A 15,675-nucleotide genomic window follows, 5' to 3' on the forward strand; every position below is an offset into this window, starting at 1 on the left:
GCGCGTGTCAGGCGATGCGGCACGACGGTCTGGGTTTTGGAGGGGCGCATGTCTGATCTTCCCCGGAAGGCGATCACCCGTACCGCCAAGCTGGCCGCGCTGCCACTGGGCTTCGCGGGGCGGGCCACGTGGGGGGCTCGGCAAGCGGATCGGGGGGAAGTCCGCCGAGATCGTGGCGCGTGAGCTGCAGCAGCGCACGGCGGACCAGCTGTTCAAGGTGCTGGGTGAGCTGAAGGGAGGGGCGATGAAGCTCGGCCAGGCGCTGTCGGTCTTCGAGTCGGCCCTGCCGGAGGAGGTCGCCGGGCCGTACCGGGCGGCGCTGACGAAGCTTCAGGAGGCGGCGCCGCCGATGCCGGCGCGCACGGTGCACGGGGTGCTCGTCGAGCACCTGGGCGCCGGGTGGCGGGACCTGTTCCTGGAGTTCGACGACAAGCCGGCCGCGGCGGCGTCGATCGGGCAGGTGCACCGGGCGGTGTGGCACGACGGGCGTCCGGTCGCGGTGAAGGTGCAGTACCCGGGGGCGGGCGAGGCACTGCTGTCGGACCTGACGCAGCTGAGCCGGTTCGCCCTGCTGCTGGGGCCGCTGATGCCGGGGATGGACGTCAAACCGCTGATCTCCGAGATGCGCGACCGGGTGTCGGAGGAGCTGGACTACGGGCTGGAGGCGCGGGCGCAGCAGGAGCACGCCGTCGAGTTCGCCGACGATCCCGACGTGGTGGTCCCCGGCGTGGTGCACCGGTCGGACCGGGTGCTGGTGACGGAGTGGATCGACGGGATACCGCTGTCGAAGGTCATAGCGGACGGCACGCCGGAGGAGCGGGACCGGGCGGGCCAGCTGCTGGCGCGGTTCCTGTTCTCGGGACCGGCGCGGACGGGGCTGCTGCACGCCGACCCCCACCCGGGGAACTTCCGTCTGCTGCCGGGTGAGGACGGTGGCGGGTCGCGGCTCGGCGTGCTGGACTTCGGCACGGTGGACCGGCTGCCCGGCGGGCTGCCGGAGACCATCGGCCTCTGTCTGCGGATGGCCCTGGAGGGCGAGGCGGAGACGGTCTACGAACTCCTGTGCGACGAGGGGTTCGTGAAGGAGTCGATCGAACTCGACCCGGAAGCGGTGCTGGAGTACCTGCTGCCGATCATCGAGCCGGCCGGCGCCGACGAGTTCCTCTTCACGCGGGAGTGGATCCGTACGCAGGCGGCGAGGATCGCCGATCCCCGTTCCCCGGCACACCAGTTGGGGAGGCAGCTGAACCTCCCGCCCGCGTACCTGCTGATCCACCGCGTGACGCTGAGCACGATCGGGGTGCTGTGCCAGCTGAACGCGTCGGTGCGGCTGCGGGACGAACTGGAGGAGTGGCTGCCGGGGTTCCTGCCGGAAGAGCCGCTGGAGGAGCCGGCCTGACGGGACGCCTCACCACCAGGTCGAGTCGAGCCTGCTCTCGATGGACCGGATGTGGTCGCGGGCGCAGGTCCCGCAGAAGTAGAGCCTGGTGCCGTTCTCGACGGAGCAGGTCCAGGCCAGGGGCAGGTCGTCGGCGGTCGCGCCGCAGCGTGAGCACACCACGCTCCGCGCGCGCGACTCCGCCGGTTCGGAAGTCCGCTCGTCCACCACGAGACGATAACCCCGCCGCGCGCGGATGGCGGGCAACGCACCGCGGGGACCGGTCCGGGTGGACCGGCCCCCGCGGGGAGGACGGCGGTCGGCGGGCGCCGCGGCCGGTTACTGCATGACCGCCATGGCGAGCGCGCGGCGGGCGCGGAGCGAGGCGCGTTCCGCACGGCGCTGCATCCGCCGCGCGGCGATCAGGCGCATGCCCGTGCGCTGCTCCTCGGCCTCCCTGAGGCGCTCGCGCATATGGGCACGGGCCAGGGCTTCTGGGATGAGTTGCATTTCTCGGTTCCTGTTCTGGCGCGAGGCGTGCGCGCCGAGGGTGGTGACGTCAGGGGTGGCCGAGCCCATGGGCTCGTTCGCGGAAGAGGTCATCGGAGCCTGCTTCTGGGGGTCGTGCGTGAGGGGGCGGTCGATGGTGCCGGCGACGGTGCTCATGCCGTGACCGGGTTCTTGCGCGGGCGGCCGCGCGGCCGCTTGCGGGCGACCACCACCCCCTGGACGAAGAGTTCGCCGCCCCAGACGCCCCACGGCTCACGCCGTTCCTTGGCGCCCGCGAGGCAGGCCGCCATGAGGGGGCAGGTGCGGCAGAGGGACTTGGCGTACTCGACGTCGGCCGGTGACTCGGCGAAGAAGACCTCCGGGTCGTAGGAGCGGCACGGGACGGGCACGCCGAGGTTCTCGATGGCGTCGTCCAGCGCGGTGAGCGCGGTGAGGGCGGTCACGTCGTGGTCCTCCGTGAGGCCGGGCGGGGGGAGCGTCTGGGAAGGCGGTACGGACGGGGCGTGCGCTTCGAGATGCACGGTGGTGTGTTCCTCGTCTGGTCGGTCCGGCCGGTCGGCCGGTGGGCTGGTACCGGGTTCTGCTGGTCCCGGGGCCCCTTCGCTCTGCTGCGCCCGTTCGGGGCAAAACAGAAGGGCCGCGGATCCCGGGTGGGGTTCCGCGGCCCTGAAGGCGCCGGCCTGATGCTGGATCAGGCTGGATCACTCCAGGGTTCGAGCCCGCGGAAGGCCCACATCGTGTGGTGCTGCTTCGTCTGCTTCGTTTCGTCGACACCGGTCGCCGCGAGGGCATAGGCCGGGGCCTGCGCCGCCGCTACTCCTGCTTCCGGTGCCTCGGTCGGTCGTTCGTCGGCCTCGAAGCCCTCGACGACGGGGAAGGCCGGCACGGGGAACGACGGACGGACGGCCCGCAGACCGGACAGACCGCTGCCGGGGAACGCCGAGCCGGAGAGGCCGAGCGCACAGGCGGAGGCGAACGGGCGATCGGTCATCTCGACGGTGCTGACGAAGCTGGTGTTGATGCTGATCACTGGAATCGCCTCCTCTCGGCGTCTCAAGGGGACCGGACGGAGCCGGACCCGCGGTGTTCGGATGAAGTGCAGCACGACGACAGCGCTTCACGGAAGCCGCTGTTCGCGTGGTTAAGAACCTATGGGGCTTCGTGGGGCGGGCGCAAACTATTTTTCCGACGAGTTGGGGTCAGTCCGCGCCGTCCCCGTCCGATCCTTCCCCACCTGCGCAGATGGCGAGGACATCGGTCCCGAAGCGGTTGAGCTTGCGAATGCCGACGCCGGGGATGACGGCCAGTTCGGCGTCGGTCGACGGGGCGGTCTCCGCGATGGCGATCAGGGTCTTCTCGGTGAAGACGCAGTAGTCGGGCTGCCCCAGCCGGCGGGCCTGGCCGGCACGCCACTGCAGGAGCCGCTCGTACAGGCCCTCGTCCATCTCCGAGGGGCACTCCTCGCAGCGCATCAGCTTCATCTCGCCGGCGGCCGTGAGCGTGGTGCCGCAGACCCGGCAGCGGACCGGGCCCCGGGCGCGCCGGGGACGGGCGGGCCCCGCGCCGCGCTCGGCGCCGTCGGCCGCGCGGACGGTGCGGGCGGCGGGGCTCCCGCCGCCGAGGCGCAGGTCCTGTAGGAAGCGGGACGGTTCGCGGTGGGGGCGGCCGCCGGGCGAGCGGGACAGCGCCCACGACAGGCTCAGGTACCGGCGGGCGCGGGTGACGCCGACGTAGAGCAGCCGCCGTTCCTCCTCGACCTGCTCGTCGGTCCTGGCGTACGCGATGGGCAGCATGCCCTCGGTGAGGCCGACGAGGAACACGGCGTCCCACTCGAGCCCCTTCGCCGCGTGGAGGGAGGCCAGCGTCACGCCCTGGACCGCGGGGGCGTGCTGGGCGGCGGCCCGCTCGTCCAGCTCCGCGACCAGGTCGGCGAGGACGGCCCCCGGGCGGGCGCGGGCGAGGTCCTCCGCGAGGCGGACCAGCGCCGCCAGGGACTCCCAGCGGTCCCGTACGGCGCCGGAGCCGGCGGGGGGCTCGGTCGTCCAGCCCTTGGTGGACAGTACGGCGCGGACCTGCGACGGCAGGTCGACGACGTCGTCGAGTAGCGGGTCGTTCGCGCCGAAGCGGGCGGCGCCGCGCAGGGCGGCACCCGCCTCCCGCACCTCCCGGCGCTCGAAGAACCGCTCGGCGCCGCGCAGCTGGTACGGGACGCCGGCGTCCGCGAGGGCCTGCTCGTGGATCTCGGACTGGGCGTTGACGCGGTACAGCACGGCGATCTCGCCCGCGGGGACGCCGGAGGCGATCAGGTCGCGGATGCGGCGGGCCGTGCCCTCGGCCTCGGTCGGCTCGTCGCCGTACTCGGTGTGGACGGGCTCGGGTCCGGGGTCGCGCTGGGAGACCAGCTCCAGCCGGTGGTCGGCGGCGCGGCCGCTCGCCCGGGCGAGCAGGCCGTTGGCCAGGTGGACGATCTGCGGGGTGGAGCGGTAGTCGCGGACCAGTCTGACGACGGTCGCGTGCGGGTGGCGGGTGCGGAAGTCCAGCAGGTAGTCGGGGGTGGCGCCGGTGAAGGAGTAGATCGTCTGGCCGGCGTCGCCGACGACGCACAGGCTGTCGCGGTCGCCCAGCCACAGGTCGAGGAGGCGCTGCTGGAGCGGGGACACGTCCTGGTACTCGTCCACCACGAAGTGCTGGTACTGGCGGCGGACCTGCTCCGCGATGTCGTGCCGGTCCTGGAGGATGCCGACCGTGAGCAGCAGGACGTCCTCGAAGTCGAGGACGTCGCGCTCCCGCTTCAGCTGCTCGTACATCGCGTAGACCTGGCTGGTCTCCGCCGGGTCGCGGGGGGCCTCGCGCCGGGCCTTGGCGACGGCGGCCGGGTAGTCGGCGGGAACGGTCTGCGTGACCTTCGCCCACTCGATCTCGGAGGTGACGTCCCGCAGCTCGGTGCGGTCGAGGCGGATCCGGCAGCGGGCGGCGGCGTCGGCGACGAGCGGGGCCTTGCGGTCGATGAGCCGGGGCAGGGCGCCGCCGACGGCTTTCGGCCAGAAGTACTGGAGCTGCCGGAGCGCCGCGGAGTGGAACGTGCGGGCCTGGACGCCGCCCGCGCCGAGCTGCCGCAGCCGGCCGCGCATCTCGCCGGCGGCGCGGTTGGTGAACGTGACGGCCAGCACGCTCGCGGGCTGGAGGATGCCGGCGCGCACCCCGTAAGCGATGCGGTGGGTGATCGCCCGGGTCTTGCCCGTGCCCGCGCCCGCCAGGACGCACACCGGGCCGCGGAGGGCCGTCGCCACCTCGCGCTGCTCGGGGTCGAGGCCGTCGAGCACCGCGTCCGCCGACTCGGGGACCTGCGGGAAGAGGGTGGAGTGCGTCGCTGGTGTCACCCCGCCATGCTGCCAGGTCCCCGCGGCGGGCCGCGCCGGCCGTCCACAGGGGCGGGCACCGGTCGTGCCCCGACGGGAATGCGGGGCGCCGCGCGGACGTTCCCCCGGTGCCATCAGGCACTTCAGGCCATATTCCGGATCATCCGAGGAGCGGACGAGACGATGCAGGGAACTGTGACGATGTACAGCACGACCTGGTGCGGGTACTGCCGGCGGCTCAAGAGCCAGCTGGACCGCGAAGGCATCGCGTACACCGAGATCAACATCGAGCAGGACCCGGAGTCCGCCGCTTTCGTGGAGAAGGCCAACAACGGCAACCAGACCGTTCCGACCGTGCTCGTCACGCCGAACGGCGGGGGCGAGGACGTCGTGATGACCAACCCGAGCCTGATGCAGGTCCAGCAGGCCCTCGCCGGCTGAGCCGGCCGGACCGGGGCCCCGGGGCCCCGCGCGAAGACGCCCCTGCCCCCCGCTGGCAGGGGCGTCCGCGCGCCGTGCGCGGCGCGGGGCGGGTCAGCCGGTGGCGCCGGGTCCGGGCAGCGGCCTGCCGTACCACGCCCCGATCAGGTGCGTCGCGATCGAGACGCCGGACGGCGGGAGCACCTCGCCGGACTCGAAGGCCCCCGCCAGGTCCTCGCGTGAGAACCAGCGGGCCTCCTCGATCTCGTCCCCGTCGACCTCGATCTCCGACGACGTGGCGCGGGCCGTGAAGCCCAGCATCAGGCTGGAGGGGAACGGCCACGGCTGGCTGGCGACGTACCGCACCTCGCCGATCGTGACGCCGACCTCCTCGTACACCTCCCGGGCCACGGACTGCTCGATGGCCTCGCCCGGCTCGACGAACCCGGCGAGGGTCGAGAAGCGGCCCTTGGGCCAGTGCACCTGCCGGCCGAGCAGCGCCCGGTCGTGCTCGTCGGTGACCAGCATGATCACCGCCGGGTCGGTGCGCGGGTAGTGCTCCGCGCCGCAGGCCGGGCAACGGCGGACGTGGCCCGCCGCCGCGATGTCCGTGCGCTCCCCGCAACGGGCGCAGAAGGGGTGGAGGCGCTGCCAGTTCTCCAGGGCCACCGCGTGGACCATCAGGGCCGCGTCCCGGGCGTCCAGCAGCAGGCCCGCCTCGCGCAGCCCGGCGTGGCGCGCCGACTGGTCCATCCGGCCGGGCAGCGCGTCCTCCTGGAGCGCGAAGTAGCTGACGCCCTCCTCGTCCGTGCCGAGGAAGTAGCGGGGGGCGTCGGTCTCGGGCGCCTCGAAGGAGGGCGTCATGACCAGCTCGGTGCGCCCGTCCGGGGTGTCGTCGACCAGGACCCGGCCGCCGGAGACGGCGAAGACGCGCGTGGTGGGGCGGCTCCACGCCGCCGCGAGCCACGCCTCGTCGAGGCGGTGGTGGGCGGCGCGGTCGATGCCGCCCGGTGCGGTGAAGCCGATCGGGCGGGGAACGGCCTCGTTGCTGACGGTGCTCACTGGTGCTACCAACTTCCCCGGTTCTGGGTCTCTGTTCGGCCTCGTGTTCAGCGGAGCGCGGCGGCCAGCCCGCCCCACAGGTGGGCGGTCGCCTCCACGCCCTTCAGCAGCAGGTCCAGCTCGACCTTCTCGTTCGGCGCGTGCCAGCCGTCGGACGGCACGGAGATCCCGAGGAACAGCACCGGGGCGGCCAGCACGTCCTGGAGGTCGGCGGCGGGCCCCGAGCCGCCCTCCCGGGTGTAGCGGATCCTGGCGCCGTCGAAGGCCAGGCTCATGGAGCGGGTGACGGCCTGCAGCGCCGGGTGGCCGAGCGGCGTCAGGCAGGGCCGGGTGGCCGCCCCGAAGGCGATCTCGTGGCGGATGCCGTCGGGGACGCGGGCGGCGACCCACTCGCGCACGGACTTCTCGATCCGGTCCGGGTCCTGGCCCGCGACGAGCCGGAAGGAGAGCTTCAGCCGCGCGGACGACGGGATGATCGTCTTGCCGCCGGGGCCCTGGTAGCCGCCGCCGATGCCGTTGACCTCGGCGGTGGGCCGGGCCCAGACGCGCTCCAGGGTGGAGTGGCCGGCCTCGCCGAAGGTGCCGTGCGAGCGGGCCGTGGCGAGCCACGCGGCCTCGTCGAACGGCAGCTCCGCGATGAGCTCCCGCTCCTCCTCGGTGAGCTCGGCGACGCCGTCGTAGAAGCCGGGGACGGTGACGCGCTCGTCCTCGTCGTGGAGGGCGGCGACCAGGCGGGCGGCGATCGTGGCCGGGTTGGGGACGGCGCCGCCGAAGGAGCCGGAGTGGACGTCCCGGTCGGGGCCGTACAGCTCGATCTCGCAGTCCGCGAGGCCGCGCATGCCGGTGCAGACGGTGGGCGTGGTCTCGGACCACATGCCGGTGTCGGAGACGACCACGGCGTCGGCGGCGAGCCGGTCGCGGCGCTCCTCGACCAGGGCGCGGAAGTGGGGGGAGCCGGACTCCTCCTCGCCCTCCACCAGCAGTTTCAGGTTGACGGCCGGGGTGGTGCGGCCGGTGAGGTCCAGGTGGGCGCGGACGCCGAGGGTGTGGAAGAGGACCTGGCCCTTGTCGTCGGCCGCGCCGCGCGCGTAGAGCCGGCCGTCGCGGACGACGGGCTCGAACGGCTCGGTGTGCCAGCCGTCCTCGCGGGCGGCGGGCTGCACGTCGTGGTGGCCGTAGACGAGGACCGTGGGGGCGCCGGGGTCGGCGGAGGGCCACTCCGCGTACACGGCGGGGGCTCCGTCCGTCTCCCAGACCTCCGCGATCGGGAAGCCGGTCCCGGCGAGCTTCGCGGCGAGCCACTCGGCGCTGCGCCGCACGTCCGGGGCGTGCTCGGGCTGAGCCGAGACCGAGGGGATGCGCAGCCACTCGGCGAGGTCGTCGAGGAAGGCGGCGCGGTGCCGCTCTATGTACTTCCGCACGGTCCGGACGGCGCTGTCCTGGGTGTCGCTCATACCGTCGAGCCTATCGGGCGCGCGGAGGCGTCCCGTCGGCCGTCCCGCCCAGCAGCACCCGTTCCAGTTCGGCGCGGCCGGGCAGCCCGTCCGGGCGCACGACCTCGCCGGTGCGCACGTAGACGAACGCGGCGGTGACCGCGTCGAGGGGCAGGCCGTGCAGCTCGGCCCAGGCGAGCCGGTAGACCGCGAGCTGGAGCGGGTCGCCGGTGCGGTGGCGGCTGGTCTTCCAGTCGACGACCTCGTACGCGCCGGAACCGGGGTCGTGGTAGACGGCGTCGATCCGGCCGCGCACGACCCGGCCGGCGAGTACGAGCTGGAACGGGGCCTCCACGCGGTGGGGGGTGCGGCGGGCGTACGGGGTCCTCTCGAACGCCTCCTTCAGGACGGCCAGGTCCCGCTCGTCGGCGATCTCCGGCTCGTCGGCGTACACCTCGCCGCCGGGCAGCTCGTCGGGGCCGAGCAGGGGCAGCGGCAGCTCCTCGAACCGGGACTCCACCCAGGCGTGGAACCGCGTGCCGCGCCGGGCGGCGGGCTGCGGGGGGCGCGGCATGGGACGGGCCAGCTCCGCCGCGAAGCCGTCCGGGTCGGCGGCGAGGCGCAGCAGCTGCGACGCGGAGAGGGAGGCGGGCAGGGGCACCTCGCGCGTGGTGGCGCGGGCGCGCAGCAGCTCACCGGCGAGCGCGTCGAGGTCGCGGTCCCAGGAGGCGACGGTCCGGGCCTCCTCGGGCGCGAGCGGGCCGGCGGCCCGGGGCGTGTCGGTGGTCCGGTCGGTACCGGCGGTCCCGGGCGTGTCCGTGATCCGGTCGGTACCGGTGGTCCGGTCCGTACCGGTGGTCCGGGGCGTGTCGGTGGTCCGGTCGGTACCGGCGGTCCCGGGCGTGTCCGTGATCCGGTCGGTACCGGTGGTCCGGTCCGTACCGGTGGTCCGGTCCGCGCCGGTGGTCCGGTCGGTACCGGTGACCCGGTCGGTACCGGTGGTCCGGTCCGTACCGGTGGTCCGGGGCGTGTCGTCGGCCCTGTTCGTACCGTCGGCGGCGGTGCGCTGGTGGGGGAGGGTGGGCGGGGGCGGGGGCGGGGCGGTCCGGCCCCGCGGGGCGGGGGCGACACCGCCGGGGTCCGTGCCGTCGGCGGGGGCCGCGGTGGGAGGGGCGCCGTCGGGGGCGGAGCCGTCTCCGCCGTCGGGGGGCGCGCCGGGCGCGGTGCCGGGCGCGGGGACACCGCCGGGAGCGGGGCGGCGGGGCTCGCACGGGACGGGGCCGGGGGTCCCGTCGGACGGGGGGGCTTCGTGGTCGTCGAAGGCGTCCTCGGGCGGGGCCTCGTCCGGCCAGGGGGCGTCGGGGGCGTCCGGCCACAGGGGGTCGCCCGGGGCGCCCGGGGAGTCGAAGGCGTCGGGGTCGTCGGGGGCGTCCGGCCACAGGGGGTCGCCCGGGGCTTCGGCGGTCTCCGGGGCCTGCGGGGCGGTCTCGGGCTCGGCGGGGGGTTCTCCAGGTACGCCAGGACCGTGTCGGCGGCGGCGCGGCGGCGGGCCAGGGAGTCCGGGTCCAGCGGCAGCGGCCACGCCGGGCCCTCGCCGGCCGTCCGGAGCGCCGGGTTCTCGGCGTCCTCCTCCGGCTCCTCCGCCCACGCCTCGACCTCCCCGTACCCGGCCGCGCAGTGGTCGTACAGGGCGTGCAGGAAGGCGGAGGGGCCGCGACGGCGCTTCTGGGTGGGCCCCCACCAGTGGCCGGAGCCGAGCAGCATCGAGCGGGGGCGGGTGAACGTCACGTAGCCCAGGCGCAGTTCCTCGGTGTGCTGGTGGTCGCGCATGGCGTCCTTGAACGCCCTGAGCGACTTCGCGTCCCACGTGTCGATCGCGGGCAGGGTCCCGGCGTCGCCGCGCAGGGCGTGCGGCAGCACCTGCGGCTGGGCCGTCCACGCCTCGCGCGCCCTGCCGTTGGGGAACTGGCCGGCCACGAGGCCGGGGACGGCGACCACGTCCCACTCCAGGCCCTTCGACTTGTGCGCCGTGAGGACCTTCACGGTGTTCTCCCCGCCGGGGAGCGCGTTGTCGAGGCCCTTCTCGTACTGGGCGGCCGTGCGCAGGAACCCGAGGAACGCCAGGAGCGTCGCCTCCCCGTCGAGGGACGCGAACCGGGCCGCGACGTCCAGGAAGTTCGACAGGGTCTCGCGGCGGCGGGCGGCCAGGGCGTGCGGGGACGCGGAGAGTTCGACCTCCAGGCCGGTGGTGGCGAGGATCCGGTGCAGGACGTCCATCAGCGGATCGGACAACGAGCGCCGCAGGTCGCGCAGTTCGGCGGCGAGGCGGGCGAACCGGACGCGGGCCTCCGCCGAGAAGGCCGACCCGTCGTCGTGCCCGCCCGGCTCCAGGAACGTGTCCAGCGCGTCCGCGAGGGACACCACCTCGGCGGGATCCACCCCCGCCACCGCCGCCGCCAGGCGCTCGTCCGCGTCGGCGGCCCCGTCGCCGTCGCGGTGGACCAGCAGGCGTGCGCGGCGGCCCAGCAGGGCGAGGTCCCGGGCGCCGATCCGCCAGCGCGGCCCGGTGAGGAGCCGTACCAGCGACGCGTTGGCGCCGGGGTCCTGGAGGACTTCGCACACGGCGACCAGGTCGGCGACCTCGGGGAGGTGCAGCAGCCCGGACAGGCCGACGACCTCGACCGGCACGTCGCGCGCGACGAGGGCGGCCTGGATCTGGGGGAAGTCGGCCGCCGTGCGGCACAGGACGGCGATCTCGCCGGGCTCCCTGCCCGTGCGGACCAGGTGGGCGATGGAGTCCGCGAGCCAGTCGACCTCCTCGGCCTGCGTCGGCAGCAGGGCGATCCGCACGGTGCCGTCCCGTTCGGCGCCCGGGGCGGGGCGCAGCGCCTCCACGCCCGCGTGCATGGCGCGCAGGGGCTCCGCGAGGCCGTTGGCGAGCCGCAGGAGCCGGCCGCCGCTGCGGCGGTTCTCGCTGAGCGCGTACCGGGTGGCCGGGCGCCCGTCCGCGTACGGGAAGTGCTCGGGGAAGTCGTCGAGGTTGGCGACGGACGCGCCGCGCCAGCCGTAGATGGCCTGGCAGGGGTCGCCCACGGCGGTGACGGGATGACCGGTGCCTCCGCCGAACAGGCCGGACAGGAGCCGCCGTTGCGCGACGGACGTGTCCTGGTACTCGTCGAGGAGGACGACCCGGAACTCGTCGCGCAGCTGGGCGCCGACCTCGGGGCGGGTGAGGGCCAGCTCGGCGGAGAGGGCGATCTGGTCGCCGAAGTCGAGCAGGTCCCGCTCGCGCTTGGCGGCCCGGTAGCGGACCACCAGGTCGAGCAGCTCGCGGCGGGCGGCCGCGGCGTCGGGGACCTTGCGGAGGTCGGCGTTGCCGAGGCGGACCCCGGCGAGGGCGGCGAGCAGCTCGGAGTCGTGCGCGCGGAGGTCCTCGGGCCGGACGAGGTGCTCGGACAGCTCGGCGTCGAGGGCGAGGAGGTCGCCGACGAGGGTGGGGAACGACCGCGTGAGCGCGGGGTACGGGCCGGGGGCCTCGCGCAGGACGCGGGCGGCGAGCTGGTGGCGCGTGGCGTCCGCGAGGAGGCGGGCCGTGGGTTCCAGGCCGATGCGCAGGCCGTGGTCGGTGAGGAGCCGGCCGGCGAAGGCGTGGTACGTGGAGATGCGGGGCTCGCCCGGCGGGTCGTCGGGGTCGGCGGGGTCGGGGTCGGTGACGCCGGCGCGGACGAGGGCGGCGCGGACCCGCTCGGCGAGTTCGCCGGCGGCCTTGTTGGTGAAGGTCAGGCCGAGGACCTGTTCGGGGGCGACCTGTCCCGTGCCGACCAGCCACACCACGCGGGCGGCCATCACCGTCGTCTTCCCGGAACCGGCTCCGGCCACGATGGCCTGCGGGGCGGGCGGCGCGGTGATGCAGGCCGTCTGCTCCGGGGTGAACGGGATGCCGAGCAGCTCCTTGAGCTGCTCGGGGTCGGTGATGCGTGCGGTCACCCGGAGAAGGCTAACCGGGGGCGCCGACGGCCCGGTCGGCCGGTCGACACCTCTTCACTTCACCCCATATCCCCCTACACCGCATCACCCTCCCCCACACACCTCATAGCACCCACTTCCCCTCACATCCCGTCACTTCCCCTTGTCGCGTGCTCACTCCACGATGTGGCGGCCCTCGGGGCGGGCACTGCAGGAGGCCCGGAAGGCGCAGGCGGCGCAGTGCTGCCCGGCGGTGGGCGTGAAGCGCTCGTCGAGGACGCGGCCCGCGGCGGTGGCGAGCAGGTCGGCCACCCACTCCCGCGGCGGCGGCTCCTGGGCCTGGACGCGCGGCAGGGCGTCGCCGCCCTCCTTCCCGGGGGCCGGTTGGCGCAGGTGGACCAGTTCGGCGCCGCCGGGTTCGGGGCGGCGGCCGCCGAAGACCTCGTCGACGGCGCCCTCGCGGACGGCCGCCTGGTAGACGGCGAGCTGGGCGTGGCGGGCGACCTCGTCCTTCGTGGGGGCCTGTTTGCCGGTCTTGAAGTCGACGACGTAGGCGCGGCCCCGCTCGTCCCGTTCGACCCGGTCCATGGAGCCCCGGATCCGCACCCGGTGCTCCCCCGCCTCCAGCGTCACGTCGAAGTCGTGCTCGGTGGCGGCGGCGGTCCGGCCGCCCCGGTCCATCACGTGCCAGCGCAGGAAGCGCTCCAGGGCCGCGCGCGCCTGTTCCTTCTCCTGGGCCGACTTCCACGGCGCGTCGAACGCCAGCGCGTTCCACACCGAGTCGAGGCGTTCCATGAGGACCGCCAGGTCGGCGGGGGTGCGGCCGGAGGCGACCTCGTCGGCGAGGACGTGGACGACGTTGCCGAAGCCCTGGGCGGCGGTCGCGGGGGCGTCCGCCCTCACCTCGCGGCCCAGGAACCACTGCAGGCCGCAGGTGCCGACCAGTTGGTCCAGTGCGCTGCCGGAGAGCGCGACGGGCTGGTCGCGGTCCCGGAGCGGGGCGGGCGCGTGCGTGGCGTCGTACAGCCCCCACCAGCGGTACGGGTGGGCGGCGGGGACGAGCGGCTGGCCCTCGTCGTCGGTGAGCGCGGCGAGCCTGGCCAGCCGCCGGGCGGCCGCGTCGCGCAGGACGGGTGAGGCGTCCGGGTCGACGGTGGTGGCCCGCAGTTCCGCGACGAGCGCGGCGACGGCGAGGGGGCGGCGCGGGCGGGTGGTGACGTCCTTCGGCTCGACGCCGAGTTCGGCGAGGAACCGGGAGGGCTGGTCGCCGTCCTCGGCGGGCGCCTTGACGGCGGTGACGACGAGCCGGTCGCGCGCGCGGGTGGCGGCGACGTAGAAGAGGCGGCGCTCCTCCGTGAGGAGGGCGCCGGGGGTGAGCGGTTCGGCCAGACCGTCGCGGCCGATCCGGTCGGCCTCCAGCAGGGAGCCGCGCCGCCGCAGGTCGGGCCAGAGGCCCTCCTGCACCCCGGCGACGACGACCAGGCCCCATTCGAGGCCCTTGGACCGGTGAGCCGTCATCAGGCGTACGGCGTCGGGGCGCGCCTGCCGCTTGGAGAGGGTGTCGGCGGCGATGTCCTGCGCCTCGAGTTCGGCGAGGAAGTTGAGGGCGCCGCGCCCGCCGGTGCGCTCCTCGGCGCGGGCGGCGGTGTCGAACAGGGCGCACACGGCGTCGAGGTCCCGGTCGGCGTTGCGGCCGGCGGGGCCGCCGCGCAGGGCGGCGCGGTGGAGGCGGTTCGGCCAGCCGGTGCCGTTCCACAGGTGCCAGAGGGCCTCCTCGGCGGTTCCCCCGAGGGCGAGGAGGTCGCGCGTCTCGCGGAGCAGCCGCCCCAGGTGCTGCGCCCCGCGCGCGTAGGCGGGGTCGTGGGCGACGAGCCGTTCGGGCTCGGCGAGGGCGCGGGCGAGCAGTGCGTCGGAGGGCGGGGGGCCTTGTCCCCCGCCGCACGCTCCTCGTCGCGCAGGGCGCGCCCGAGGCGCCGGAGGTCGGCGGCGTCCATGCCGCCGAGCGGTGAGGCGAGCAGGGTGAGCGCGGTCTCGGTGTCCAGCCAGGGGGCGGGCTCCCGCACCCCGGGGGCGTCGTCGCCGGAAGCCCCGCCGCCGGCGGACGGTCCCTCGGCGGAGGCGCCGACGGCAGGGGCCTCGCCGACGGCGTCCCCCTCGGCCAGGGCCTCCCCGGCGGCCGGGACGGCGCCCCCGGCCGGGGCGTCCCCCGCCGCGGGCCGCAGGGCCGCCTCGGCCGTGGCGCGCAGGGCCGTGAGGAGCGGGACCACCGCCGGTTCGTGGCGCAGCGCCACGTCCGCGCCGTCCACCTCCAGCGGCACGCCCGCCGAGGTCAGGGCGCGGCGCAGCGACGGCAGGGAGCGCGCGCCGGCGCGCACCAGGACGGCCATGTCGCTCCACGGCACCCCGTCCTCCAGGTGCGCGCGCCGCAGGACGTCCGCGATGTTGTCCAGTTCCGCGGAGGCGGTCGGGAAGGTGTACGCCTCCACCCGCCCGCCCTCCCGGACCGGTACCGGGTCCCGGTGGGCCCGCACCGTGTCGGCGGGCAGGCGCGGCAGCGGCATCCGGGCGGTGAGCAGCCGGGTCGCGGCCAGGACCGCCGAGGCGGAGCGGCGCGCGGTCCTCAGCACGGCGACCGGCGCCGGGCCGCCGTCCGCGCGCCGGAACGCGTGCGGGAAGTCGAGGACGCCGTTGACGTCCGCGCCCCGGAACGCGTAGATCGACTGGTCGGGGTCACCGAACGCGTACAGGGTCCTCCCCCGCCCCGCGAGCGCCCGGAGCAGCCGCACCTGTGCCGGGTCGGTGTCCTGGTACTCGTCGACGAAGACCGCGTCGTACGCGGGGGAGTTCCACGCGCTCGGCGAGGAGCACCGCGCGGTGGACCAGCTCGGCGTAGTCGAGGACGCCCTGCAGGTCGAGGACGTCCAGGTACTCGGCGAGGAACCCGGCCGCCGCCGACCAGTCGCGCCGCCCCGCGCGCGCGGCGAACGCGGCCAGCGCGCGCGGGCCGAGGCCCAGTTCGCGGGAGCGGGCCAGCACGGCGCGCACCTCGTCGGCGAAGCCGCGCGTGGTGAGGCAGGCCCGCAGCTCGTCGGGCCAATGGACGCGGGAGAGACCGGCACGCTCCAAGTCCGGATGCCCGGCGAGCAGTTCGCGCACGGCGACGTCCTGCTCGGGGCCGGACAGCAGGCGCAGCGGCTCGGCGAACAGGTCGGCGTCCTGGTGGGCGCGGACGAGGGCGTAGCAGTACGAGTGGAACGTCGTCGCCTGCGGCCCCCGCACCCCGGGCAGCCGGGCGGCCATGCGGTCGCGCAGTTCGACGGCGGCCTTGCGGCCGAAGGTGAGGACGAGCATCCGCTCGGGGTCGGCGCCCCGCTCGACGCGCGCCGCCACCGCCTCGACCAGGGTCGTCGTCTTGCCGGTGCCGGGGCCCGCGAGGACGAGGAGCGGTCCGTCCCCGTGGTCAACCACCGCCCGCTGCGCCGCGTCCAGGAGAGGAGGGGCCACCGGGTCCGGCGGGGTGCGCACCAGCCGGTACGCGCCGGGGGGA

Annotated in this window: 8 protein-coding genes and 3 pseudogenes; 2 read left to right on the plus strand and 9 right to left on the minus strand. The window is 75.4% G+C overall.

Annotated elements, in window-relative coordinates; all coding sequences use genetic code 11:
* The first annotated feature begins 48 nt into the window (after positions 1–48).
* Positions 49–1,399: pseudogene (locus LUW75_RS06545) on the plus strand (ABC1 kinase family protein).
* Between the two features lie 9 nt (positions 1,400–1,408).
* Here the strand turns inward: LUW75_RS06545 and LUW75_RS06550 are convergent.
* The 5 genes from LUW75_RS06550 to LUW75_RS06570 form a co-directional block, all read right to left on the minus strand.
* Positions 1,409–1,606, minus strand: coding sequence for a hypothetical protein (locus LUW75_RS06550; RefSeq protein ID WP_250334774.1), 198 nt, complete (start codon positions 1,604–1,606; stop codon positions 1,409–1,411).
* A gap of 111 nt (positions 1,607–1,717) precedes the next feature.
* Positions 1,718–2,044, minus strand: coding sequence for a hypothetical protein (locus LUW75_RS06555; protein WP_250334775.1), 327 nt, complete (start codon positions 2,042–2,044; stop codon positions 1,718–1,720).
* Positions 2,041–2,409, minus strand: coding sequence for a WhiB family transcriptional regulator (locus LUW75_RS06560; RefSeq protein WP_168439505.1), 369 nt, complete (start codon positions 2,407–2,409; stop codon positions 2,041–2,043). The genes LUW75_RS06555 and LUW75_RS06560 overlap by 4 nt, the downstream gene beginning before the upstream one ends.
* A 170-nt stretch (positions 2,410–2,579) precedes the next feature.
* Positions 2,580–2,918 carry a hypothetical protein gene (locus tag LUW75_RS06565; protein WP_250334776.1) on the minus strand — a complete coding sequence of 113 codons (339 nt, stop codon included), beginning with the start codon at positions 2,916–2,918 and terminating at the stop codon, positions 2,580–2,582.
* Positions 2,919–3,087: 169 nt separating this feature from the next.
* Positions 3,088–5,268, minus strand: a complete 2,181-nt coding sequence (locus tag LUW75_RS06570) for an ATP-dependent DNA helicase UvrD2 (RefSeq protein ID WP_250334777.1) — start codon at positions 5,266–5,268, stop codon at positions 3,088–3,090.
* Positions 5,269–5,430: 162 nt separating this feature from the next.
* On the opposite strand from LUW75_RS06570, the gene LUW75_RS06575 reads away from it, so the two are divergent.
* On the plus strand, positions 5,431–5,688 hold the full coding sequence (locus tag LUW75_RS06575; protein ID WP_250334778.1) for a mycoredoxin: 258 nt from the start codon (positions 5,431–5,433) through the stop codon (positions 5,686–5,688).
* Positions 5,689–5,781: 93 nt separating this feature from the next.
* Here the strand turns inward: LUW75_RS06575 and nudC are convergent, their stop codons facing one another.
* The 4 genes and pseudogenes from nudC to LUW75_RS24575 all read right to left on the minus strand — a co-directional run bounded on the left by nudC (position 5,782) and on the right by LUW75_RS24575 (position 15,653).
* On the minus strand, positions 5,782–6,729 hold the full coding sequence (nudC, locus tag LUW75_RS06580; protein WP_250334779.1) for an NAD(+) diphosphatase: 948 nt from the start codon (positions 6,727–6,729) through the stop codon (positions 5,782–5,784).
* Positions 6,730–6,776: 47 nt separating this feature from the next.
* Positions 6,777–8,183, minus strand: a complete 1,407-nt coding sequence (locus tag LUW75_RS06585; RefSeq protein ID WP_250334780.1) for a dipeptidase — start codon at positions 8,181–8,183, stop codon at positions 6,777–6,779.
* Between the two features lie 10 nt (positions 8,184–8,193).
* A pseudogene (locus tag LUW75_RS06590) lies at positions 8,194–12,149 on the minus strand (ATP-dependent helicase).
* Positions 12,150–12,302: 153 nt separating this feature from the next.
* Positions 12,303–15,653, minus strand: a pseudogene (locus LUW75_RS24575) (ATP-dependent helicase).
* Positions 15,654–15,675 lie beyond the last annotated feature (22 nt).

Source organism: Streptomyces sp. MRC013, from assembly GCF_023614235.1.
GTDB lineage: Bacteria > Actinomycetota > Actinomycetes > Streptomycetales > Streptomycetaceae > Streptomyces.

Coding starts and splice junctions, on each gene's coding strand:
- LUW75_RS06575 (WP_250334778.1), top strand. CDS start 5,431: ATGCAGGGAACTGTGACGATGTACAGCACGACCTGGTGCGGGTACTGC.
- LUW75_RS06585 (WP_250334780.1), bottom strand. CDS start 8,183: ATGAGCGACACCCAGGACAGCGCCGTCCGGACCGTGCGGAAGTACATA.
- LUW75_RS06555 (WP_250334775.1), bottom strand. CDS start 2,044: ATGAGCACCGTCGCCGGCACCATCGACCGCCCCCTCACGCACGACCCC.